Here is a 23,417-nt window from a genome sequence, read left to right on the forward strand (position 1 = left end):
CGAAAAGTATGCGTCCTACTCTTACTTTACATGAGAACGAGTACGGCGTAACCCCCCAATCGGCCGCTTTTACACCCATCCAATTTGTTACTCTTGCCGCTATTGGATGGGTAGATTTACGGGGGCACGCCGATCCCGTCCGGACCGTGCAAAAGTTAACAAAGCCCGCCATCCATGCTATAATGGCAAGGTAATCTAGCCTAACGAACAATGAGGAGATTTTTTTGATTCGACAACAAGCATATCGCAAGGCAGCGGTGATTGCGATTGTTGCAATAGCGGCCGTCGGTCTCGTCTTCCTGCTGACATCGAACAAAGAGCTGAAGGTACGGCTGTTGTACGCCACCGCAAGCGGCGCTTCCGATCCGACCGCCTACGCGCAGCTGCGGCAATCGCCGGTCGTCGGTCTGGAGCTGGAGCGGCAGGAGCTGAGCCGTCTGAGCGCGCGCGAGCTCCGGTCTTACGATTCAATTTATTTGGACCCGTCGCTGCACGGGAGCATGACAGACTCCCAGCGGGAGCTGCTTCAAGCTTACGTCCGAGAAGGCGGGCATTTATTTCTTGAGAACCCGTTTGCGGACGATTTTGACCCCGGCTTTCTCGGAGCGGGACAAGTCGTCAACGTCCCTGCGCCGGCCCGCGGCGCTCTTGGAGCCGGAAGCGGCAGTCCGTCCCTCTGGTCTTATCCGGATGTCGATGCCAACCTGCAAAGCGTCCAGCAGCTGCTTCGGTCGTTCACAGACAGCTTCTTCCAGCACGACACCGAAGGCAGCTTGAGCCGGTTCTCCTGGGGAAAAGGGCTCGTCCCTTCCACGGCACAGACGCTCGCTTCCATGAACGGCATCTCGCTTTATACGTTGAACCGGTACGGGGAAGGCACGGTGTTTTTTAGCGGCACGCTGCTGCCGAACCGATATTTTGTGACGGGCTACGATCTAAGCAGCGGCATGGACCCGAAGCTCGGCTTCGAGAAGCTGGCGGCGAACACGAACGCGACCAGGAAGCCGACCTCGGACGCGCTGTATTTCGACCGCAGCCAGCTACCGCTGGCGCCGTACTTCCATTTTACGTTCGCAGCCGGGAACGCCCTGCTGCGCAGTGAATACGCCGCGTTCGTTTCCAAGACGAAGCTCGGCTACAGCGTCAAAAAGTCGTACGGGCCTTACGGACGTCCGGCGATGGCGTATCAGAACCATTTTGAAGCGCTGGAGGCGATCCGCGACGGCGAAGGCATCCAGTGGGCGGAGCTGCTCAAGAAGTACAAGCAGATCCCTTCGTTCTCGCTGGTCCGCTCGTCGTTCACGTGGGGGCGTTGGCAGGAGTCGGTCGTCGTCCACTTGAATACCGGAACGAACGACAAGCCCGCCTTCGCCGGCGAGACGCCGAATTCGTTCTATTCGAGCGGCACGCGGCTGTCCGCCGACGGCGAGGCGATCCGGCTGGCCAATTATCCGGATTACCGCTCGCTCGGCGATCCGATCACGCTGCCCTACCGCGCGTACCCCGCGCTGGTCGACCTTACCGGCGACGGCCGGCCCGACCTGATCGTCGGGTCGGCCGACGGCGGATTGTACGTTTACCGGAACGCCGGTGAAACGGAAGGAGCCTACGCCGGGCAGCAGCTTCCGGCGGAACTGAAAGCGCCCGCGGCGTTCGCGCGGCGCGAGCCCTTGCGGCTCCCGAACGGGGAGCCGCTGAAGGTCGGATCGTACGCCAGCGTGGCGGCGTATGATCTGAACGGCGACGGCCGGCCGGATCTGCTGATCGGCCAGCCGGACGGCACGCTCGCGGTCGCCTATGGCGAAGCTGGCGGCGCGTTCAAGGCGCCCGTCCCGCTGCTGGCGGACGGGAAGCCGATCCGCGGCGCGGCGCCGATCGCGCCGGCCGTGGGCGACGTCACCGGAGACGGCGTCCCCGATCTTGTAATCGGGGATGCCGACGGGCAGGTGACGCTGTACCGCGGCTCGCGAGCAGCGAACGGCGCGGTCGCCTTGCACGCGGGCGAAGCACTGTTCAAGCTGTCCGCGCGGTTTGCGGCGCCGTCCGTCCGCGACATGAACGGGGACGGCAAAGCCGACCTCGTCGTCGGTACCGGAGAAGGCGACCTGCGCGTTTTCGTTCAGGAGAACTCGGGCACTGGGCGTACCGTTTGGGTGGACAAAGGCGTTATCGAAGCGGCGACCGTCAACCAGCTCGGCAACCATGCGCTTGTCGGCGGGCACAACGCCGTCCCGCTCTGGTACGACCTGAATGGGGACGGCAAGGACGATCTGATCGTCGGGCAGCTCGAATTCGGCATCCCGTCGACCATCGACGATCCGAAGTTCCCATATGCGGACCAACTGAACGAATTCATCCGGTACACGAAAGACAACCGTCTGGAGCTGTACCCGCACATTTTTGTCCATAACTTTACGAGCGATGCCCAGGAGAAGCAGGAAATCGCGCTGCATCAGAAAGCGTTCGAGAAGCTCGGCATTCCGTGGGGGATGACCGGCACGAACCAGCATACGTGGCGGATCAACAATCCCGACCGCAGCCAGACGCTGCGCAACGAGCGGGAGTCCGGCATTTGGTTCAACTTCGGCTTCAAGCCGTCGCATATCAAAGCCGATCCGCGCCTCGGCGTCGAGTATAACTGGGGCCTGCCGTTTCTCATGACCGATGCGTCGGGCGAGCCCGACTTGAGCAAGCCGATGATGCTGAATACCCCGGCGCCGGTGCTGCGCACGGGCACGCATTATTCGACGAAAGATATTTTCGAAGCCTACGCGGTGCTCGACCTGCCGATCGATTATTTCGAGCATATCGAGTACCATTTCCCGACCCGTGTACCGGAGCTGCTGGAATTCGTCCGGTACTTGGACAAGCTTCGGGACGACTATAGCTATAACTTTATGACCGAGCCCCAAATGGCGCGTTCGTTCCTGAATGCGATGACGACCCGCGTCGAGCTGTACCGGCCATGGCATGAGGTCGTCACGGACCGCGTCAAGAAAATGCTCGGCATGACCGTCGAGCCCGCCTTCCGCGTCAAGGCGATCACCGACGACGTTCCTGCGCAGGCCGCCGAATACCGCGGTACGCTCGGCCTCGTCGTCGACCGCGGGCAGCCTTACGCGGCCAAGCAGGCCGTCACCGATGCCGAGGTGCGCGATACGCGCGGCAGCAAGCTGTACCTTGGCGTCCCGCAAACGGCCGCCATCCGGTTCGCTTCGCCCGAACGAGCGGAGGCGCTCGGCAACGATCCGCATCTGATGCGCTCGAACGTCCCGTACGAGCTGCAAAAATCCGCGGACCGCTGGACGCTGAAGCTGAACGCGCCCGGCATGCAGCAGGTCCAGATTTACAGCGCCGAGCCGCTGACCATCGAAGGAGCCGGGCTGACCGTCGACCGGGACGAAGCGAAAGCGACTTATACGGTCACGCATTACGGCGATCCGGTGACGCTAACCGTTGCCAAAGCGGCTCGTTAGCTTGTATTCACTCTTCACGCGGACGGTTGCGGCGGGGCCTCTGGGTCCCGCAATCGCCGTCCCGCTTTTATGCCGGTATCCTTTGTAAGCCCGGTGCCTATCGCTTGATCTTAATTTATCGGAGGAGGCTTACCCATGCAGGAATTGCTGGAACAGCTTGAAGCGCACATCAAGAGCCGTTACGAAATCGAAGACGATGACGACGATTTCACCGTAGACGTACACTTGTTCGACTATGGATATATTGATTCCATCGGAGCGACGGCGCTGATCGCACATATCGAGAAAACGTACGGCATCCAAGTGACAAATCAGGATTTAATGCTGTACCCGCTCAACACCGTCCGCGAAATTGCTACGTTCATCCACAACAAGAAAGAGAGGTAAAGCCCATGGAATGCGTCGTATCTTTGGAGGGGCTCGCCTCCAGCCAGCACGGACAGCTCAAATACGCCGCGGCGTTTATTGACGAGACCATCCGCGACATCCGGCTTGAGTCCGGGCACATTCATATCGTTCACGACTCCCCGAAAGGCAACGCCGCCATCGAAGAGCAGGTACGCAAGCTGATCGATCGTTTCTCGCAAGGGGATTTCGGCTTCAAGGAAAACATCCTGTTCGAGCATAAAGCCGACACCCCGTACGAAGGCGATATCATCGCCGAGCTCGCCGATCGCAAAATCATCAAAGTGCTGGAGCCGGGCCTATTTATTTTCCGCGAGCCGTTCTCCAGTCTGATGCGTTTTCTCGACTACAGCTTCGTCACGAAAATAGCGAATCGTTTTGAAGGAATTACGGAGGAGCAGTACCCGGCCGTCATTCATTGCGATACGCTGAACAAGACAAATCATTTTACTTCGTTTCCGGAGCACATTCACTTCCTGTCGCACCTGCGCGAGGACCTCGACATCATCGAAACGTTCTCCCAATCGATCCGCGACGCCGGAGGCTGGAAGCAGGAGCAGCCGCTCGATCTGAACGCCAACCTGGCGAAGCCGAAATTCACGATGAACCCGTCGACCTGCTACCACTGCTACGAGGGGCTGCAGAACGAGACGCTTGAAGGCGACGGCGTGACCGTGACGGCCATCTCCAAGTGCCACCGCTTCGAATCGCGCAATCATACGGACTTCGGACGACTGCTCGATTTCAGCATGCGGGAGATCATCTTCGTCGGCAGGCCGGATTACGTGAAGGAGAACCGGCTGCGCGCCATCGAATATTTGAAGGAGCTGGCCGTCGAATGGAACGTGGACAGCGTGCTGGAAATCGCGAACGATCCATTTTTCACGAACGACTTCCAGGTCAAGGCGTCCTTCCAGCGGAATCAAGAAATGAAGTACGAGCTCCGGCTGACGATTCCGAATATCAACAAGTCGATCGCCTGCAGCTCCGTCAACTTCCACAGCAACACGTTCGGCAATGCGTTCAATATTAAAATGGGCAAACGCAACGCGGTTACCGCCTGCGTCGGGTTCGGCATCGAGCGCTGGGCGTTCGCCTTCCTCGCGCAATACGGATTGGACGAGGCAAACTGGCCTGTTTCATTCCGTGAGCAGTACCACGCGTGGCAGGAAAAATCGCTCTAGCGCCATAACTCGTGATTCTGTGATTGATAACTAATGATCGCCTTCATTGGAAAGTGTGGGTTTTCCCGTTATGATCGCTTTTCTTCGCAAAAACAGCTTCGCGCTGCTGCTGTTGGCCGCTTTCGTCCTATCGGACGTGCTCATCTCCTGGTGGGACCCGATGGTGACCTCGCGGCGTTTTTATAAGAACGATTTTACGAAGACGCTCTTCCATCACGATTGGCAGAGTCGGGGGTCGGCTTTTTACGGCAACTCCGCAGTCACGGGGGCGTATATCGAGACGGACTCGGCCGCCAAGCTGGTGGAGCTCGGACTTTCCTATGGCAAGCTAACTGATCTGAAAGCGATTTTGGAGCAGCAGCGTTTCCAGGTGGAGGCGCAGCTTGTCGTCGGCATCGACGTGCATACGATGGTCGACAGCCTGGAAACGGACCCGACCTACCAGTGGTTCAAGCCTTGGTACCAGCCTTACGTCTACGCGTACCGCGATTATTTCCACGATACCGGGACGGAGATTGCCTGCGGCTTGTACCAAGGGCTTCTGCAGAAGCACGCCGCCCGCTTCGAAGCATGCGCCCGCTTCCCGGAAACGCTGAAGCTGAGCGTGTCCGATCCGCTGGCCTACCAGCCGCGCTGGATCGACAAGGAGCTTTATTTCGGCCGAAAATCCGATGAGGATCTCCGTAAAAAGTGGGACGAGTATGAGAAGCGGTTCGGCTGGATGACCAACCGGGATTTCAAGAACAATCTGGACGCGCTGGACTTCATCATCGCTTACAGTAAGCAGCAAGGCTTACCGCTGCGCGTCGTCTGGATGCCTTGGAACCGCGGCTACAAGCTGCCAGGCTACATGCCCGCTTTGCAAGAAGAAGTCAATCGGCGTCTGCAAGCGGCCGGCGTGCCGATGCTCGATCTGCTGACGACATACGATCCGAAATATTTTCACGATCTCGTCCATCTGAGCCGTCAGGAAGGCGCTCCGGTATTTACGAAGGAGGTGGACGCATGGCTCGCTTCGCTCGCAAAATCGTCGAAGTGATCGTTTATCTCGCCATGCTCATCATGGTGCTGATCTACTTTACCGGCAAAGGATTGTTCATCTACGAAGGGTTCTGATCTTGTCTTGATCAGCGCCGCGGGCGCCGATCGGTCCTTCCGTCCCGCTCCGGGCCGGTTTCCGACCCGCACGGCGGATGCATATGTTGGAGGAATCTTCGATGTGGTATTTAAATATGAACGCGGTTATGGCTATGACCGGCATGGTGCTCGTGCTTGCCTTAACCCGGCGGTGGGCGGATAATAAGCGGCTGCTGCTGCTCGCGTTCAACCTATGCTTTTTGCTGCTGTTCAGTAAAAAGCTGCTCGCTTTTTACTTGGCCTACACGGCGCTGAACTATTTGGCCTTTCTATTTCTCAGCCACACGACACGCTTTCGCAAGGGCTGGTTTATTCTGCTGATCGCCGCCAATGTGGCCGGTGTTTGCTCGCTGCGGCTGTTCGGGATGGAGGTATTTACTCATCCGCTGTTCGACGCTATCATTGTGCTCGGCTTGATCTACAACGTGCTCAAGGTGATCGACGCGCTGTATTTCGCCTACTTTTTCGGTAAAGATGCCCGCGCAAAGGTTATCGACTATTTCAATTATATTTTGTTCATCCCGACGTTCACGTCCGGCCCCATTCTCAAATTCCGTGATTTCATGGCGGATACGAAACAGCCGTATCGGTTGGATGCTGCACAGACGGAAAGCAGCATCAAGCGCATCATTCTCGGTTTGTTCAAGAAGATCGTGCTCGTCACCTGGATGACCGACGTATTCAACCACTTATCGGGGCAAGAGCTTTACACGCATCAATCGCTATTTTTGATGGTCTGGTTTTATGCCCTGATCTACTTCGATTTCTCCGGCTACTCCGATATTGCGATCGGCTTCGGAAGGCTGATGGGCTACAACATTCCGGAAAACTTCAAGAAACCGTTCCAATCCCCGACGCTGACGCAGTACTGGCGCAATTGGCACGCCACGCTCGGTGACTGGTTCCGCGATCATATTTTTATCTTCTTCTCGCGCCAAACGCCGACCAAATGGACCGCAGCAGGCCTGTCCATCCTCATTATGGTGCTGATCGGGCTATGGCATGGCTTTAGCTGGCTCTATCTGCTGTGGGGCGTCTACCACGGCGTGTTAATCGCACTGGAGAATCTGCTCGGCAAAACGACGGTCAACAAGAAAAAAGTATCCCGGACGTACTTCTTCGCCCGCTGCGCATTAACCCAACTACTCGTAACAGCGGCCGTTATCGTCTACAGCGGCAAAAGCGAAACGGTACTCCATATTTATCGTGGTCTCCTGAACTGGCCGTTCTAAACATGATAAAAGCAGCGTCCCTTCGCAGGCGCTGCTTCTTTTTTACACGAAAATCGCGAAAATACCTCAACTGGCATCGGATTGCTTCCCTGTCGTCTCCATCACTTCTTCTTTGGCCGGGGCAGCTTGAACGTTGCATTGCAGCTGATTGCCGTTTGCCGTTATATGCAATTCCCCCACATATTGAAACACATCATCGCTGTCCTTCTTATGTACATGCACACAACCCGATTTCGTATTAATGTTTAGCGAGAGCTGATCGGGCAGCTCCACCAAGCAATGAAACCTTTTAAAATTGTTTGGGAAACGCAGCCAGGTGCCTGATACGGTTTCAACAATTTGTGTATCTTTGCTCATCTTACGATCCGCCCTTTCTTTAAAAAGTTACCCCTTCCCTCCCCTGATCCGAAGAGAATTATTTCCATTGTAAACCAATCAAAAGAAAAAGAAACGGGAACATTGTCGAGCGTTTTTATCGAAAGCAAAACTTGCCCATCGAACAAGCATTCGCCGAGCCGTATATTTTAAGCAAATTGCCAGAAAATAAGGATATCCCCTTGGAAGGAGAACGTGATTCTGAATGCTCTACACTCTTATCGCACTTGCGGCCATCGTATGCGTGATCTCTGCCGTTGCGTCATTTGTACTGGCTCGAAGGCAGCAAAATAAGGAGTTTGACAAAAACACGGACCCGACAACAGTCAAGCATCCCGTCATGGCGAATCCGATGCTCATCGTTTATGTTCTTTTTCCGATCGTTCTGGTTGCCGGCGCAGTTATCTGGTCTTACTATTCCAAATAAAGTCGGAGGTCACTTCAGTGGATAAAACAACCTACTATGTATCGGTACAATCTAAAACAATCATGCAGCACCAAGGCGACGCGGCTTACGAGTTGGAGATCGAAGCCACACCGGAGGAAATGATTAAACTGAAAGAATTGTTCGAAGACCTGGAGTATACGGAGGAACAAACCTACTCCAGAGCTCTTTTTCCCGGTATTCCCTATCATCATGATGAGGCAAACGATGCGTATGACCTCAATTTGAAAAGCATCTATCAAACGCTGTACGGTTTGGGTACCGATGAAACAAAAAACCATATTCAAACGATGAACGTTTTGGACTGAGTCGTGAACTTTTTAAGAAAAGGCGACACCTCGTTGCGTTATGTCCGAAACTCCTACTTTGAGCCGTAAGCAATTAATGATATAATTTGGATGAGCGTTCCGTTGTACGCGCGTTCATTTTGATTATTTTCGGAGGTGTCCCCATGAAATTAGGCGTTTTCACGGTATTATTCCAGCAGAAGCCTTTCGAAGAAGCGCTTGACTACATTGCATCCAAAGGACTTGACGCTGTTGAAATCGGCACCGGCGGCTACCCGGGTAAAGCGCACTGCGACCCGGACGTGCTGCTCAGCGATAACGGCAAGCTGAAAGCATTCAAGCAAGCGATCGAATCCCGCGGACTGACGATCAGCGCGCTCAGTTGCCACGGTAACCCGCTTCATCCGCAAAAAGCGCTCGCCCAAGCCGATCACGAAGCGCTGCTTAAAACGGTCGATCTTGCCCAGAAGCTCGAGGTGCCTGTCGTCAATGCATTCTCCGGCTGCCCGGGAGACTCCGACAACGCGAAATATCCGAACTGGCCGGTGGCTCCTTGGCCGCCCGATTTCCAAGAGATTCTTGACTGGCAGTGGGCCAACAAAGTCATTCCGTACTGGACGGAAACCGGCAAATACGCTTCCGAGCGCGGCGTGAAATTCGGTCTCGAGCTGCATGGCGGCTTCTCCGTCCATACTCCAGCGACGCTGCTGCGTCTGCGCGAAGCGGCCGGCGACGCCATTGGCGCGAACCTGGACCCGAGCCATATGTGGTGGCAGGGCATCGATCCGGTGCAGGCGGTGAACATTCTTGGCCGCGCAGGCGCCATTCACCATTTCCATGCCAAAGATACGTCGATCGATCCGATCAACGTCAACCGTTACGGGGTAACGGATATGCAGTCCTACGCGAACATGCTGGACCGCGCTTGGCAGTTCCGTACCGTCGGCTACGGGCACGATCTCAAGACGTGGGCAGACATCATTAGCGCGCTTCGCTTAGTCGGATACGACTATGTCGTTAGCATTGAGCATGAAGACGGCTTGATGTCGGTAGACGAAGGCTTTACGAAAGCAGTGCAAAACCTGCAGCAAATCCTCATCAAAGAGCCACTTGGCGAAATGTGGTGGGTGTAAAGCCTTTCAAAGTTATGAAAAACGATGGAGCGCTCCCTCTACTCTGAGGAGGCGCTCCTTTTATATTTTTTGGAATCATCCTCTCGAAACGCCAAAAGGACAGCGTCCCGGGAGACCTGTCCTTGTCCGTGCATGTATGATCTTATTCGCGTCTCTGCAGCAGCAGCTTACAGCTTGCCCATCCAGCCCATAACCATAACTGCGCTCAAGGTTACGAATACGGCCAAACTAACCAGACCGAAGCCAATGGCGAACGGATTTTTCTTTTTAGCGCCGAGCAACCGGAAAAGGCCGATGGCAATAACTACCGTGAACAAGATCACGAAGATATCGAAACCGGAAAAGTTGCTCGTGGCTTTTGCCGCTTCTTCAGCCAAAAACATGGAGGGACCTCCTTCAATATGCGAAAATACTTAATTTCTATCTTATCTTGACTAGCTTGGAAGTGCAAGCGATTTCTCCAAGTGTAACAAGTTTGTCAACATTTTCGCCGGGAAGCGGCAGGGCTTAACTTCTTCGCCGTTGCCCCCTCTGTGAGGCACTTCACTCAAGACGTGAAAGGCTTATTTGGCAGCCATTGATGAACCGGAATTTCTCGAATCTTCCGCGCAAATATAAAATGTCCATTTCTTCTACTATTTATAACTCCGGCCATGCGGAAATTCAGTGCCTGGCCTTCACGCCCACGACCAGAAGTACATTGCCGACATCGGCCTGCAAGGCTCAATCGTAAAAACGCCGCTCTCAAGCGAGTTTCCCGGCTTGGAGCAGCGTTTTTTCTATCCCTATGGGTCATCGAAGTTAGACGACCGCATCTTCCATTTCTTTAAGCCGTTTATAGTAATCTTCAGAGCGCAATTTGTCTCGTTCCAGGATCGGTTTCAGGTATTTGCCTGTATACGAGCCGCTTACCTTTACGACTTCCTCTGGTGTTCCGGAAGCGACGATGGTACCGCCCCGGTTACCGCCTTCCGGTCCAAGATCGATAATATAATCGGCTGTCTTGATCACATCGAGGTTGTGCTCGATGACGAGGACGGAATCGCCGTTCTCGACCAAGCGATGCAGCACCTTAAGCAGCCGGTCGATATCGTGAATATGCAATCCCGTCGTCGGCTCGTCCAGAATATAGATCGTCTTGCCCGTGCTGCGGCGATAGAGCTCGGCCGCGAGCTTCACGCGCTGCGCCTCTCCCCCGGAGAGCGTCGTCGCCGGCTGACCCAGGTTCATGTACCCGAGCCCGACGTCCATCAAGGTCTGCATTTTCCGGTGAATACGCGGAATGTTTTTGAAAAACTCGCATGCATCCTCGATCGTCATTTCCAATACCTCGGAAATGTTCTTGCCTTTATATTTGACTTCCAACGTTTCGCGGTTGTACCGTTTGCCTTTGCATACCTCGCATGGCACGTAAACGTCCGGTAGGAAGTGCATCTCGATCTTGATGATGCCGTCGCCCTTGCACGCTTCGCAGCGTCCGCCCTTCACGTTGAAGCTGAAACGGCCTTTCTTGTAGCCGCGCACCTTCGCTTCGTTGGTCGCCGAGAAGACGTCACGGATGTCGTCGAATACGCCGGTATACGTCGCCGGGTTCGAGCGAGGCGTCCGCCCGATCGGCGATTGATCGATGTCGATTACTTTGTCGACATGCTCCAGTCCTTTGAATTCCTTGTACTCGCCCGGGCGAACCTTGGCGCGGTTCAGTTCTTTTGCCAACGTTTTGTACAAAATTTCGTTAATCAACGTACTCTTGCCGGAGCCGGAAACTCCGGTCACACAGCCGAATACTCCGAGTGGAAACTTCACATTGACGCCACGCAGATTGTTTTCTTTAGCCCCGCGGATTTCCAGCCACTTGCCGTTCGGCTTCCGCCGCTCGGCAGGGACAGGAATAAACTTGCGGCCGCTGAGATATTGCCCGGTCAACGATTGCTCGTCCTGCTTAATCTCCTCAGGCGTGCCTTGAGCAATTACCTTGCCGCCGTGAATACCCGCGCCCGGGCCGATATCGATGATGTAGTCGGCTGCCAGCATTGTATCTTCGTCGTGCTCAACCACAATCAGCGTATTGCCCAGATCCCGCATATGCTCCAGCGTCTGGATCAGCCGGTCGTTATCCCGCTGGTGCAGGCCGATGCTCGGCTCGTCCAAGATGTATAGAACGCCCATCAGACTCGACCCGATTTGCGTCGCCAGACGAATCCGCTGCGCCTCGCCGCCGGAGAGCGTGCCCGCTGCGCGATGCATCGTCAAGTAGTCGAGCCCGACATTGACGAGGAACCCCAGACGAGCTTTGATCTCCTTCAGGATCAGATGCGCGATCTGCGTCTCGCGGTCGGTCAGCTTCAGCGAGTCGAACCAATGCTGCGCTTCCCCGATGGACAGCGAGGTGACATGCGCGATATTTTTATCCGCTACCGTTACCGCCAGCGTTTCCGGCTTCAAGCGGGCGCCCTTGCACTTGCCGCAAGGCTTGGCGCTCATGTACGACTCGATATGCTCACGGATGCCTTCGGAAAACGTATCGCGGTAACGGCGCTCCAGATTGTTCACGATGCCTTCGAAAGGAACCATCGCTTCCTTCTTATGTCCGAAGTCGTTCTCGTAGCGGAAGCGCACCTTCTCCCCGCCGGTACCGTTCAACAGCTTCTGCATTTGCTCTTTCGTCAGCTCGCTGACAGGCACATTTTTCGGGATACCGTAGTGCTCGCACACCGCCGCAAGGAACTGCGGATAGTAGTTCGATGTGCTGCCGGCCCATGCCTCGAACGCTCCCTCATCGATAGAAAGCTTCGGATTCGGAACGAGCAGATCCGGGTCGACGATCATCCTTTGACCCAAGCCGTCGCATTCGGGACATGCGCCGAACGGACTGTTGAACGAGAACATCCGCGGCGCCAGCTCTTCGATACTGAAGCCGCACTCGGGGCAGGCCAGATTTTGGCTGAACAACAGCTCTTCCTGATCAATCACGTCCACGATGACGCGCCCCTCCGCCAGCTTCAAAGCCGTCTCCAGCGAGTCAGCCAGACGCGTCTGGACATCGTCCTTCACGACGATCCGGTCCACGACCACTTCGATCGTATGCTTTTTGTTTTTCTCCAGCTCGATCGTTTCCGACAGCTCGCGAAGCTCGCCGTTGACGCGCACGCGGACGAAACCTTGCTTCTGGATATCCGCCAGCAGCTTCGAATGCTCGCCCTTGCGCCCCGAAACGATCGGTGCCAAAATTTGCAGCTTGGTGCGCTCCGGATATTCCATAATCCGGTCAACCATCTGCTCCACGGTTTGCGAGGTAATCTCGATTTTATGCTCCGGACAGTGCGGACGCCCGATCCGGGCGAACAGCAGACGCAGATAGTCGTAAATTTCCGTCACCGTACCCACTGTGGAACGCGGGTTGCGGCTCGTCGTCTTCTGGTCGATGGAGATGGCCGGAGACAATCCGTCGATCGAGTCGACGTCCGGTTTGTCCATTTGGCCGAGAAACTGCCGCGCGTAAGCGGACAGCGACTCGACATATCTTCTTTGCCCTTCGGCATAGATGGTATCGAACGCCAAGGACGATTTACCGGAGCCGCTCAGGCCGGTCAGGACGACAAATTTATCCCGCGGAATGACGACGTCGATATTTTTCAGGTTGTGCGCCCTGGCGCCTTTAATTACAATGTTGTCTCTGGCCACGTTTCGAAAGCCTCCCTTGACTACAGCTCGGCCTTCAATTCGAGCACGGCGTCGCGGAGCTCCGCGGCACGCTCAAACTGCAGGTTTTTGGCTGCTTCCTTCATTTCCTGCTCCAACCGTTCGATCAGCGAGATGCGGTCTTTCTTGGACATCTTCGCCTGCTTCACTTCCGACAAATAGTCGGCCTTCTGCTCGGCCACTTTGGTCGCTTCAATCACATCGCGCACTTTCTTCTGTATCGTTTGCGGCGTAATGCCGTGTTTCTCATTATAAGCGAGCTGAATCGTCCGGCGGCGACTCGTTTCCTGAAACGCCTTCTCCATCGAATCGGTCACTTTATCCCCGTACATGATCACATGCCCGTTGGCGTTGCGCGCCGCCCGCCCGATCGTCTGGATCAAGGAGCGCTCCGAACGCAGGAAGCCTTCTTTGTCGGCATCGAGAATCGCCACAAGCGATACCTCCGGCAAGTCCAGCCCTTCCCGCAGCAGGTTGATGCCGACGAGAACGTGGAACGTGCCGAGCCGCAATTCGCGCAAAATCTGCATCCGCTCAAGCGTCTTGATGTCCGAGTGCAAATACCGCACCTTGATGCCGATTTCCTTGAAGTAATCGGTCAAATCTTCGGCCATCTTCTTCGTTAGCGTCGTGACGAGCACCCGCTCGTCTTTTTTGATCCGGTCTTGAATTTCTTCCAGCAGATCGTCGATCTGACCTTTGGTCGGGCGCACCTCGATCACCGGATCGACGAGTCCGGTCGGACGAATAATCTGCTGTACCATCTCGGGACAGTGCTCCAGCTCATACGGTCCCGGCGTCGCCGAGGCGTAAATGATCTGATTCACTTTCTCTTCAAACTCCTCGAAACGGAGCGGCCGGTTATCCAGCGCCGAAGGCAGCCGGAAGCCGTGATTAACGAGCACTTCCTTGCGCGCCCGGTCGCCGTTATACATCGCGCGGACCTGCGGCAGCGTCACGTGCGATTCGTCCACGATTACGAGCATGTCGTCCGGGAAATAATCAAACAGCGTGTACGGCGTCGCCCCGCGCTCGCGGAACGTCAGCGGCCCCGAATAGTTCTCGATCCCGGAGCAAAAGCCCATCTCCTGCATCATCTCGATGTCGTAACGCGTCCGCTGCTCCAGGCGCTGCGCCTCCAGTAGCTTGCCCTCTCCGCGCAGTTGCTCAAGTCGTTCCTCCAACTCCCGCTCGATGTTCACGAGCGCCCGCTTCATTGTCTCCTCGTGCGTCACGAAGTGAGAAGCCGGAAAGATGGCGATATGATCGCGCTCTCCGATAATCTCGCCAGTGAGTACGTTAATCTCCGTGATCCGCTCGATTTCATCGCCAAACAGCTCCACACGGATCGCTTGCTCGCCGTGTGAAGCCGGAAAAATCTCGATAACGTCGCCGCGTACGCGGAACGTGCCCCGTACGAAGTTCATATCGTTTCGCTGGTACTGAATGTCAATAAGCCGATGCAAAATGTCATTGCGGGAACGCTCCATACCAACCCGAAGCGACAGCACGAGATCCCGGTACTCCATCGGAGAACCGAGGCCGTAGATGCACGATACGCTCGCGACGATAATAACGTCGCGGCGCTCGAAAAGCGAGCTGGTCGCCGAGTGCCGGAGCTTGTCGATTTCTTCGTTAATGCTGGAATCCTTCTCAATATACGTATCCGACGACGGAATATACGCCTCCGGCTGATAGTAATCGTAATAGCTGACGAAATAGGAGACGGCGTTGTTCGGGAAAAACTCCTGCAGCTCGCTGCACAGCTGCGCGGCTAACGTCTTGTTGTGCGCAATCAGCAGCGTCGGTCGGTTCAATCGGGCGATCACCTGGGCCGCCGTAAACGTCTTCCCCGTTCCCGTTGCGCCAAGCAGCGTCTGATGTCTTTTCCCTTCCCGTATGCCGTTCACCAGCTGCTCGATTGCGGCCGGCTGATCCCCTTGCGGTTGGAACTCCGCTACGAGCTGAAATTTCTTGTCGCTGTAGACGACTTCGTTCATTTTGCTCATCTGATCACCCGTTCATTAAAAAGACTTTGTTTTCCTTCTAAACTTTTATCTGCCATATTCCGATAAATAACTAAGCGTCGGTTGACGCGCATTCGACTCCGTTCGACGATTTCCTGAGATAGGAATATTTGTTCCCGTACATTATACCTTTTTTCTCTTACTGTTGCAATCGAGTCCCATTTCCTATTTTTCCAAAGACGCCGCTTGCGCAAACAAAAATAAAAGAAAAAAGATGCAGCACAACATAATTTTAGAAATCTAGGGGTGGAACGATAGTGGACTTGATTACATTAATAGGTATTATCGTAGGCCTTGGAGGTCTGGTAGGCGGCTATCTGATGGACGGTGGTCACCTTTCCGCACTGGTGGTTCCCAGTGCCATGCTCATTATTTTCGGTGGTACGATCGGAGCGGTCATGATCAGCTTCCCGATGTCCCAGCTTAAGCAGATCGGCAAAGCGTTAGGAATGGCTTTCAAGGAGCCGAAGCGCGATCACGCCGCGATTATCGAAGAGCTGGTCGACATGGCTACGATCGCCAGACGAGAAGGCGTGCTTGCCTTGGAGCAGCGCGCGCAAGAGCATAGCAACCCGTTCCTGCGGGACGGCCTCATGATGGTTGTCGACGGAACCGATCCGGAGTTGACCCGGCAAATTCTGGAGCTGGAGATGGATGCCATCGAGCACCATCACGAAGGCTACGCCAAAATGTTCGATGCCGCCGGAGCCTATGCCCCGACCATGGGGATCATCGGTACCGTTATGGGCCTGATCCACGTGCTTGGCAACCTGTCCGATCCGGGAAGTCTGGGGCCGGCTATTGCCGTTGCGTTTACTGCAACGCTGTACGGCGTATCGTCCGCGAACGTTCTTTACCTGCCGATCGCAACCAAAATCAAAATCCGCAGCAAAGAGCAAATTTCCGAGATGGAATTGATGCTGGAAGGCATCCTCGCGCTTCAAGCCGGGGAAAATCCGCAGCTTATCAAAAAGAAACTGAACTCGTTCCTCCATCAGAAACATAAAAAAGTCGAAGGCGCAGGTGAGGCCGGTGGCGCGGAAGAATAAAAAGCAGGAAGCCCCCGAAAATCATGAGCGGTGGATGGTTACCTATGCGGACCTGATTACGCTGCTGCTCATCTTTTTTGTCATCATGTATGCGATGAGCAAGGTGGACGTGCAAAAATATGAGGTGCTGTCTCAAGCGCTGAAATTTGAATTCATGAAGGCCGACACGATTATGCCGAAGGGCATGGGCATCTCCGGCTCCGCCAACCCGGCGAAGGGCGGGGATGACAGCACGAAAACCGAGCAGCAGCTCAGGGAAATGAAAGAAAGGGAAGAGCGGGAGAAAAAGGAACGCCAGCTCGAAGATCTGCTTCAAAAAGTGCAGGTCTATGTCGAAGAAAACAATTTGCAATCCCAAGTGTCTGCAGCCAATACGCCGCGAGGAGTAGCCGTCACGCTGAACGATCTGTTCCTGTTCGATCTCGGCAAAGCGGATCTGAAGCCGCCCGCGGTTCCGGTCTTAAGCAAGCTGGCAAGCTTGTTCCCGACGCTCGATGCGACAGTCAGCATCGAAGGGCATACGGATGACCTGCCGCTCGCAACAGGCTCTTTCTACAAAGACAACTGGGGATTATCTCAGGCCCGTTCGCTTTCGGTGCTGCGGTATTTCCTCTACGAAACACAGCTGGATCCGAAAAAGTTCGTTTCGACGGCCTACGCGGATACGATGCCCGTGGCGGAAAACAACAGCGCAGAGAACCGCGCCAAAAACCGCCGTGTCGAAATTGTCGTGCTGCGGGAGAAGCCCGCGTCCGCTCTTCAACCGTCTGGCAATTAAAGCTCGCTCATAGCTTATTTACCGCACTTTACGCTTATTTGAAACAAGCCGCTTGGCGTGATTTTGTCTCTCACGCCAGCGGCTTGTTTTTGTGCTTATACCGATTTGGAGCCCGAACGATTGCTCCGCAGTCCGACCGGTTTGCGGCTGAAGTACGCCCAGATCGGCCGCTGCCTTACCTCTGCGTAGTGAAGCGCCTCTTGATCGGGCGCAAGCACGATGCCAAGCTGATGGTGCTCTCCCGAAAAGATCCCGCGCTTCAAAAATTTGCTTTCGCCCGCCAAATTCAAAATTTCCAGCTTGCAAAACGCCGAGTTCTGCTGCATTGCCTGATGCAGCTCCTGCTTCGTTCGGACCGGGATGCCGTTAACCTTGTGAACGATCTCGCCAACGGCAAGACCAAGCTCGTCCGCCGGACTACCGGGCAGAATGCCGAGAATTTTCAGCCCGCGACTTCCGTGTACATACAATGGACTGCGCCTCGCTTCATCCCACCGGCTGTAGGCGATCATCGCTTCGTGCATCAGGATGCACAGTACGGACGCCACTGCTATGAACGGCGGCCACCAAGCGGCGACGGCAGCGAACAACAGTAGGGCGGCGGCATAGAGCAGCAGCAGGCTCGAGCTGAGCTTCGCTTTCTCTTGGGGCAGCCGCGACATCGTCATCTCGGTAAAGCCGATCATCACGGGGAAGCCGACGATCGTCCAGCCGTGCTGCCACAAATCGCCGCCAAGCAGCGGCGTCCAAGGCAGTGCCGTTCCCCCGGTCATCGGGACCAGAAGAAACAGCGTCATCGGCCAATAGCCTTGCAGCTGATATCCGCCGACAATTTTGCCCCGCTTGCTCTCGTAAAACATCGGCGTGCCGAACCGCGTGCCTTGAAAGCGTACGAACAGCGCTTCCGCCAGATGCAAAACCGCCACAAGCGCCAGCATGGACGGCATATTTAACGACAGCAACGGTCCCGTCACCCAAGCCCAAGAAGCCGCAGCCTCCCCGTCGTATAAGGCGGGAAAAGCCCTCATAACCGCTTGCACCAGACCGATCACGCCTACGGCATAAGCCCAGCACAAAAAGCGCATCCGCGCGAAAATAAGCAGCAGAGAAACGAGCCACAGCAGAACAACCGCCTCCGGTTGAACAGACGCCCCGATTCCCGCCATCAGGACGGAAGCGGCAAGCCCGCCCGCCCAGCCCCACAGCACGGTACGCCACGTTTCCGAGAGCAGCGAATGCAGCTTGGTTGCGAACAGCTTCCGTTCGAACGCAATCTGCCGACGGTACTGCAACACGATGAATAGAATGCCTACATAGTAAAAAGGATGCGTCAACAGCTGCAACAGCGCCCGGAGTCCCCGGTACGCCAGTTCCAAACCAAAGTCCATGGCCGGCTCCTTTGAGAAGTCCGAAAACAAAGGCGAACACTTCGTTTCTACAGAACGCTTTCGGCTGCTCCGCTCGTTATTCACCAGACTTCAATGTTTATAAGTAAAAAGAAAACCTCTATCGGGGCCGTTAAGTCGGGCGGCCCCGATAGAGGTTGTTATTTCGACGCGGATGCTTCGTTTTCCTGCCGAAGCCCGAATTTCCCTAAATCCCCGAAGCCGTTATTTCTTAACGGCACCTTGCATGTACTCGACAGCCGCCTTAAGCTGCACGTCGTTTTTCGGATCGCGGATCTCGGCCAGGATGGCCTTCTCTAGCTTGTTCGCCGTCTCGGTATCCACCTCGCCGGTGATCGGCAAGCCGTTCAACCGCTGGAACGCTTTGACGGCCAGCGCAGTTTTTTCGCTGAAGTAGCCGTCCTGCCGGTCTGGACCGAGCCCCAGGCCCTGCAGCATGATCTGCAGATTTTTGACGTCCTCATTGTTCGTATCCGGCTTAAGCGTCGCTTTTTTGCTTAGGGGCGCCACTTTGAAGTAAGCCGGTTGCCCCACGGGCATCGTCGGCGCGATACCTTTCTTATGAACCCATGTGCCGTTCGGCGTAAGCCACTTGTAAACGGTCATCTTAATGTTGCTGCCGTCGCCCATCTCTTTCTCGAACGTCACCTGAACCGTTCCTTTGCCGAACGTGTTCTCTCCGATGAGCTGGCTGCCAGCGGAGTCGTGCAGCGCGCCGGCCAGTATCTCCGATGCGCTCGCGCTGCCCTTATTAATAAGCACCGACACAGGGTAAGGCTTGCCGGTTCCCTGCGACGCCGTCTCCTCGCGCTTGCCTTTACGATCCTCGATCTGAACGATTCCCTTGCCTTTCGGTATGAACGGCTCGACAATCTCCACGACGGCGGTAAGCAGACCGCCCGGATCGTTGCGCACATCGATGATGAGTCCCTTCATCCCTTTGTCCTCCAACGCTTTCAGCTCTTCCTTGAACCGTTTGGAGGTATTGCTCGCGAACTGCCGGATTTCGATCTTGCCGATTTGTCCCGGCAGCATCTCGCTGTGTACGGTCTCAACATCGATGTCATCGCGGACGACGATCATCTGGATCGGCTCTGGCGCCCCGGCCCGCAGCACTTCGATCTTCGCTTGCGTGCCTTTGGGGCCGCGGATCTTCATAATCGCTTGGTTGAGCGACAGCCCTTCCAGCTTCTCTCCGTTAATCGAGACGATGATGTCGTGCGCGTGAAGTCCGGCCTTCTCTGCCGGCGACCCTTTGATCGGAGCGACGATGGTCACCTTGCCTTCTTCGGAGGTCACCTCCGCGCCGATGCCTTGGAACGACGAAGAAATGTTCTCGTCGAACTGCCGCGCCTCCTTCTGATCCATGTATACCGTAAACGGATCGTCGAGCGTGGACAGCATTCCGTTGATTGCGCCGTTCACGATCTTGTCGTGATCGACATCGTTCAAAAATTTGCCTTCGATCAATTGGTACGTCGTTGCCAATTTTTTGTAATCCTTGCCGGTCAGCCCCGATTTCACGTCGGTTGATGCCGAGCCCTCCAAGCCGACGGCGGCGAAAATCGACGGATGTACGATCGTCAGCGTCATAATGCTGCTTGCAAACATGGACAACAGGACAAACGCCAATACGGTACGTCCTTTAAATGTCATTTCTGGTCCCACACCGCCTTTGCTGTTCCCCCTACTTGACTAACTTGTCTTTCTAGTTTATGACAAGCCAAGAAAAAATATGAACAGCAGCATTATCTCAAATACGGCTTCGGATCAACCGGATCTCCGTCGTTGCGGACTTCAAAATGCAGATGGTTTCCGGTCGAACGGCCGGTGGAACCGACTTCTGCAATCTTTTGACCGCGCTTGACGGTGTCCCCTTTCTCTACGACGATGCCGTCGTTGCGAATATGCCCGTACAGCGTCCACATGCCTTTGCCGTGATCGATGACCACGCAGTTGCCGTACCCGCTCCACCAGGACGCGACGATGACGACGCCGTCCTCCGCCGCAAAAATGTCCGTTCCGTTCGGGGAAGGCAGATCGAGTCCGGTGTGCGTTGCTTTCCGTCCGGTAATCGGGTCGGTCCGGGTGCCGAAGTCCGAAGACATCTGCACAACGCGCGGCAGCGGATAACCGAACTTGCCGCCACCATAAGTATATGCAGGCGCAGCGGGAGCAGCCTTGCTCTTCTTGGCGTTCTCCGCCGCTTTGGCCTGCTGAAAAGCGCGCTGTTTATCCGCTTCCTGCTTCGCCACTTGAACGAGCTGCTGCTGCACTTCTTCACTAATATCTTCCAATTCCTTTTCCTTTTGCGAAAGGCTTGCGATTTTAACTTCTTTTTCTTTTTCTTTCACGACAAGATTGGCTTTGATGGCCGCCGCCTGGGCATATAGATTTTTGACCTCCGCCAGCTGCTTTTCAATCACCACGCGCTTATCGGCAATCACGGCCTTGTCCCGCTTGTTCGCTTCCAAAATTTCTTTGTCCTGCCCGACAATCGACTTGAGCGCCTGCAGCCTGTCCAGAAAATCGCTGAAGCTCGTGGAGCTGAGCAGCACATCGGCGTAGGACACGACGCCGTTCATATACATCAGACGCAGCCTTGATCTAAGCATCTTGTCGCGGGAGACGATTCTCGCTTCCGCTTCCTCCAACTGCTGAGCGTTCTCCTTCAGAGAGGTCGTGACGCTCGACGCTTGTTCGTTCAGCACGTTGAGCTTCTTGTTCGTCGCGTCGATTTGGCCGAGGATGGCGGTAATATCGTTCGCCGTCTGCTGCTTTTCCTGCTGCACCTGATTGATTTGCTGTTCCGTCTCGTTCGCTTTGTGCTGCGTTGTGGATTTCATTTTTTTAAGCTCATTGATTTCCTGCTGAATCCGCTGCGACTCCGACAGCGCAAAGCCGTATTGCGGAGCGATGAGCGTTCCTACCAAACCGGCCGTGACAACAAGAGGCACCCAAGACTTCTTCAACATCCGTTCCTCCTCCGACTATCATCCGAGATTGTTCGATGGTTATTAAACTTTCAAAAATTTGCGGACCGACAGCGTGCTTCCCCAAATACCGATCAAAATGCCGATGCCCAGCAGAAGCCCTGCCGTCTTAAAGCTGATCGCTTCAAAAGGCAGCAATTGAACGAGCAGCAGGTTCAGGTCGAGCTGGATCGCCCGCATCATTTCCCAATACCCGTACAGCAGCAGACCGACGGGAATCACCGAACCGATAATGCCGAGCAGCGCCCCTTCGATAAAGAACGGCCAGCGGATAAACGAGTTGGTCGCCCCGACGAGCTTCATGATCGAAATCTCGCGGCGGCGCGCCACGATCGTAATTTTAATCGTATTGGAAATCAGGAACATGGCGGTCAGCGCCAAAGCGGCCACGATGACCAGCCCAACGTTGCGGACGATCGACGTCACTTTGAACATCGTCTCAACCGTGCCTTGTCCATAGCTGACCCGGTAAATCGGCTTCGTCGGCTTGTCGTTGTTCAAGCCTTCAATCTGCTTCGCAACCGCTGCGACCTCGCGAGGCTCGGCCACTTCGACGGTGAAGGAATCGTTCAGCGGATTGTTCTCGCCCTCGAACCCTTCGAGCAGCTGTTTCCCGTCTCCCAGCTTTCCGCGCAAGAATTCAAGCCCTTCCTCTTTAGAGACAAACTTGACCTTCGAAACGTTAGAAATGGCCGAAATTTCGTTTTGCAATGAAGTTACCTGATCCTGCGGCGTTTTCACCTCAAGATACACGCGGATCTCGACCTGCTGTTCGATCTGTTGGGTCAAGTAATTGACATTCAGCGTCAGAAGCAAAAAGACACCCAAAATAAACAAAGAAATCGCAATCGCACTAATGGAGGCAAAGGACATCCAGCCGTTTCGAACGACGTTTTTAACGCCTTCGCGAAGATGCCGCACGGCCGTGTTAATCCTCATAGCCGTAGTCACCCCTTACCTCATCCCGGACAAGCCTGCCCGATTCGATGGCCAGTACCCGCTTGCGCATCGTGTTGACGATTTCTTTGTTGTGCGTTGCCATAATAATGGTCGTGCCGCGGAAGTTGATTTCTTCCATCAGCTTCATAATGCCCCAAGACGTATCGGGATCGAGGTTCCCCGTCGGCTCGTCCGCGACGATGACGGAAGGGTTATTCACGATCGCCCGCGCTATAGCGACCCGCTGCTGCTCGCCCCCGGAGAGCTGGGTTGGCAGGGAATTCACTTTGTCCTTGAGCCGCACAAGCTCCAGCACTTCGAGCGTGCGCTTCTTGATGAGTTTCTTCGGCGCCTCGATCACTTCCATGGCGAAGGCGACGTTCTCATATACGGTAAGCTTCGGGAGCAGCCGGAAGTCTTGGAAAATGACCCCGATATTGCGCCGTACAAACGGAATTTTGCGTTGTTTGAGCTTCTCCAGATTGAAGCCGTTGACGAATATCGTGCCTTTGGTCGGTCGCTCTTCTCTGTAAATCAATTTCATAAAGGTCGATTTGCCGGCGCCGGAAGGGCCAACGACATAAAGGAAATCGCTTTGGTCGACCTTGACGTTGATGCCTTTCAAGGCATGGCTGCCGTCAGGATACGTTTTCCAAACGTCCTGCATTTCGATCACGATATCACATCCTGAAAAATTTGCGAGTCTGAGACCGCTTCGAGAAGCGGACTTGATGCCAGCTTTTACATGTTCGACATAAAATCGCAAAATCCTTTATCCGACAGTGAATTTCTACAGTTCTTCACATTTCGGAACACCGGTTCGAGTCGGACTAGCGGGCAGGGAGGCTC

19 protein-coding genes are annotated in these 23,417 nt (G+C 55.1%); 10 read left to right on the forward strand and 9 right to left on the reverse strand.

The window, feature by feature from the left end; genetic code table 11:
• The first annotated feature begins 224 nt into the window (after positions 1–224).
• The 5 genes from BLO51_RS18730 to BLO51_RS18750 all read left to right on the forward strand — a co-directional run bounded on the left by BLO51_RS18730 (position 225) and on the right by BLO51_RS18750 (position 7,434).
• Complete coding sequence (locus BLO51_RS18730; RefSeq protein WP_090674295.1) at positions 225–3,476, forward strand: FG-GAP repeat domain-containing protein; 3,252 nt, start codon at positions 225–227, stop codon at positions 3,474–3,476.
• Positions 3,477–3,611: 135 nt separating this feature from the next.
• Positions 3,612–3,863, forward strand: coding sequence for an acyl carrier protein (locus BLO51_RS18735; protein ID WP_090674296.1), 252 nt, complete (start codon positions 3,612–3,614; stop codon positions 3,861–3,863).
• A gap of 5 nt (positions 3,864–3,868) precedes the next feature.
• On the forward strand, positions 3,869–5,065 hold the full coding sequence (locus BLO51_RS18740) for a class-II aminoacyl-tRNA synthetase family protein (protein ID WP_090674297.1): 1,197 nt from the start codon (positions 3,869–3,871) through the stop codon (positions 5,063–5,065).
• 70 nt (positions 5,066–5,135) lie between these two features.
• Positions 5,136–6,104, forward strand: coding sequence for an SGNH/GDSL hydrolase family protein (locus BLO51_RS18745; RefSeq protein WP_090674299.1), 969 nt, complete (start codon positions 5,136–5,138; stop codon positions 6,102–6,104).
• 178 nt (positions 6,105–6,282) lie between these two features.
• The gene (locus BLO51_RS18750) at positions 6,283–7,434 is read left to right on the forward strand and encodes an MBOAT family O-acyltransferase (protein WP_090674300.1); all 1,152 of its coding nucleotides are present in this window, start codon (positions 6,283–6,285) and stop codon (positions 7,432–7,434) included.
• A gap of 66 nt (positions 7,435–7,500) precedes the next feature.
• Here BLO51_RS18750 and BLO51_RS18755 read toward each other — a convergent pair whose 3' ends face one another.
• Positions 7,501–7,791 carry a hypothetical protein gene (locus BLO51_RS18755; RefSeq protein ID WP_090674302.1) on the reverse strand — a complete coding sequence of 97 codons (291 nt, stop codon included), beginning with the start codon at positions 7,789–7,791 and terminating at the stop codon, positions 7,501–7,503.
• Between the two features lie 223 nt (positions 7,792–8,014).
• Between BLO51_RS18755 and BLO51_RS18760 the strand changes: the two genes are divergently transcribed.
• The 3 genes from BLO51_RS18760 (at position 8,015) to BLO51_RS18770 (ending at position 9,674) form a co-directional block, all read left to right on the forward strand.
• Positions 8,015–8,236 carry a hypothetical protein gene (locus BLO51_RS18760; RefSeq protein ID WP_090674303.1) on the forward strand — a complete coding sequence of 74 codons (222 nt, stop codon included), beginning with the start codon at positions 8,015–8,017 and terminating at the stop codon, positions 8,234–8,236.
• 17 nt (positions 8,237–8,253) lie between these two features.
• The gene (locus BLO51_RS18765; protein ID WP_090674305.1) at positions 8,254–8,562 is read left to right on the forward strand and encodes a hypothetical protein; all 309 of its coding nucleotides are present in this window, start codon (positions 8,254–8,256) and stop codon (positions 8,560–8,562) included.
• A gap of 143 nt (positions 8,563–8,705) precedes the next feature.
• On the forward strand, positions 8,706–9,674 hold the full coding sequence (locus BLO51_RS18770) for a sugar phosphate isomerase/epimerase family protein (protein ID WP_036683040.1): 969 nt from the start codon (positions 8,706–8,708) through the stop codon (positions 9,672–9,674).
• A gap of 167 nt (positions 9,675–9,841) precedes the next feature.
• On the opposite strand, the gene BLO51_RS18775 is transcribed toward BLO51_RS18770, so the two are convergent.
• The 3 genes from BLO51_RS18775 to uvrB all read right to left on the reverse strand — a co-directional run bounded on the left by BLO51_RS18775 (position 9,842) and on the right by uvrB (position 15,376).
• A complete protein-coding gene (locus tag BLO51_RS18775) occupies positions 9,842–10,057 on the reverse strand; it encodes a hypothetical protein (protein WP_090674306.1) in 216 nt (71 codons plus the stop codon).
• Between the two features lie 418 nt (positions 10,058–10,475).
• Positions 10,476–13,358, reverse strand: coding sequence for an excinuclease ABC subunit UvrA (uvrA, locus tag BLO51_RS18780; protein WP_090674308.1), 2,883 nt, complete (start codon positions 13,356–13,358; stop codon positions 10,476–10,478).
• A 20-nt stretch (positions 13,359–13,378) separates the two neighbouring features.
• A complete protein-coding gene (gene uvrB / locus BLO51_RS18785; RefSeq protein WP_090674345.1) occupies positions 13,379–15,376 on the reverse strand; it encodes an excinuclease ABC subunit UvrB in 1,998 nt (665 codons plus the stop codon).
• A 284-nt stretch (positions 15,377–15,660) separates the two neighbouring features.
• On the opposite strand from uvrB, the gene BLO51_RS18790 reads away from it, so the two are divergent.
• Both BLO51_RS18790 and BLO51_RS18795 read left to right on the forward strand, forming a co-directional pair.
• On the forward strand, positions 15,661–16,452 hold the full coding sequence (locus BLO51_RS18790; RefSeq protein WP_090674309.1) for a flagellar motor protein: 792 nt from the start codon (positions 15,661–15,663) through the stop codon (positions 16,450–16,452).
• Positions 16,436–17,230, forward strand: a complete 795-nt coding sequence (locus BLO51_RS18795) for a flagellar motor protein MotB (protein WP_090674311.1) — start codon at positions 16,436–16,438, stop codon at positions 17,228–17,230. Before BLO51_RS18790 ends, BLO51_RS18795 begins: the two co-directional genes overlap by 17 nt.
• Before the next feature lie 95 nt (positions 17,231–17,325).
• Here the strand turns inward: BLO51_RS18795 and BLO51_RS18800 are convergent, their stop codons facing one another.
• From BLO51_RS18800 to ftsE, 5 genes are all read right to left on the reverse strand, one after another.
• On the reverse strand, positions 17,326–18,618 hold the full coding sequence (locus BLO51_RS18800) for a PDZ domain-containing protein (RefSeq protein ID WP_090674313.1): 1,293 nt from the start codon (positions 18,616–18,618) through the stop codon (positions 17,326–17,328).
• A gap of 222 nt (positions 18,619–18,840) precedes the next feature.
• A complete protein-coding gene (locus BLO51_RS18805) occupies positions 18,841–20,292 on the reverse strand; it encodes a S41 family peptidase (protein WP_090674315.1) in 1,452 nt (483 codons plus the stop codon).
• 92 nt (positions 20,293–20,384) lie between these two features.
• Entirely contained in the window at positions 20,385–21,611 is a 1,227-nt protein-coding gene (locus BLO51_RS18810) for a murein hydrolase activator EnvC family protein (protein WP_090674317.1), read from the reverse strand.
• Between the two features lie 42 nt (positions 21,612–21,653).
• Positions 21,654–22,568, reverse strand: coding sequence for a permease-like cell division protein FtsX (gene ftsX / locus BLO51_RS18815; RefSeq protein ID WP_090674318.1), 915 nt, complete (start codon positions 22,566–22,568; stop codon positions 21,654–21,656).
• Positions 22,558–23,244 carry a cell division ATP-binding protein FtsE gene (gene ftsE / locus BLO51_RS18820; protein WP_090674320.1) on the reverse strand — a complete coding sequence of 229 codons (687 nt, stop codon included), beginning with the start codon at positions 23,242–23,244 and terminating at the stop codon, positions 22,558–22,560. The genes ftsX and ftsE overlap by 11 nt, the downstream gene beginning before the upstream one ends.
• Between the last annotated feature and the right edge of the window lie 173 nt (positions 23,245–23,417).

Origin of the sequence: Paenibacillus tianmuensis (genome assembly GCF_900100345.1) — a bacterium.
Classification (GTDB): domain Bacteria; phylum Bacillota; class Bacilli; order Paenibacillales; family NBRC-103111; genus Paenibacillus_G; species Paenibacillus_G tianmuensis.

Bases quoted from the DNA above. Each gene is read 5' to 3' on its own strand.
- ftsX (WP_090674318.1), bottom strand. From the start codon at position 22,568: ATGAGGATTAACACGGCCGTGCGGCATCTTCGCGAAGGCGTTAAAAAC.
- BLO51_RS18760 (WP_090674303.1), top strand. From the start codon at position 8,015: ATGCTCTACACTCTTATCGCACTTGCGGCCATCGTATGCGTGATCTCT.
- BLO51_RS18805 (WP_090674315.1), bottom strand. From the start codon at position 20,292: ATGACATTTAAAGGACGTACCGTATTGGCGTTTGTCCTGTTGTCCATG.
- BLO51_RS18775 (WP_090674306.1), bottom strand. From the start codon at position 10,057: ATGTTTTTGGCTGAAGAAGCGGCAAAAGCCACGAGCAACTTTTCCGGT.
- BLO51_RS18740 (WP_090674297.1), top strand. From the start codon at position 3,869: ATGGAATGCGTCGTATCTTTGGAGGGGCTCGCCTCCAGCCAGCACGGA.
- BLO51_RS18755 (WP_090674302.1), bottom strand. From the start codon at position 7,791: ATGAGCAAAGATACACAAATTGTTGAAACCGTATCAGGCACCTGGCTG.
- BLO51_RS18735 (WP_090674296.1), top strand. From the start codon at position 3,612: ATGCAGGAATTGCTGGAACAGCTTGAAGCGCACATCAAGAGCCGTTAC.
- BLO51_RS18800 (WP_090674313.1), bottom strand. From the start codon at position 18,618: ATGGACTTTGGTTTGGAACTGGCGTACCGGGGACTCCGGGCGCTGTTG.
- BLO51_RS18810 (WP_090674317.1), bottom strand. From the start codon at position 21,611: ATGTTGAAGAAGTCTTGGGTGCCTCTTGTTGTCACGGCCGGTTTGGTA.
- BLO51_RS18745 (WP_090674299.1), top strand. From the start codon at position 5,136: ATGATCGCTTTTCTTCGCAAAAACAGCTTCGCGCTGCTGCTGTTGGCC.
- BLO51_RS18770 (WP_036683040.1), top strand. From the start codon at position 8,706: ATGAAATTAGGCGTTTTCACGGTATTATTCCAGCAGAAGCCTTTCGAA.
- BLO51_RS18750 (WP_090674300.1), top strand. From the start codon at position 6,283: ATGTGGTATTTAAATATGAACGCGGTTATGGCTATGACCGGCATGGTG.
- uvrB (WP_090674345.1), bottom strand. From the start codon at position 15,376: ATGAACGAAGTCGTCTACAGCGACAAGAAATTTCAGCTCGTAGCGGAG.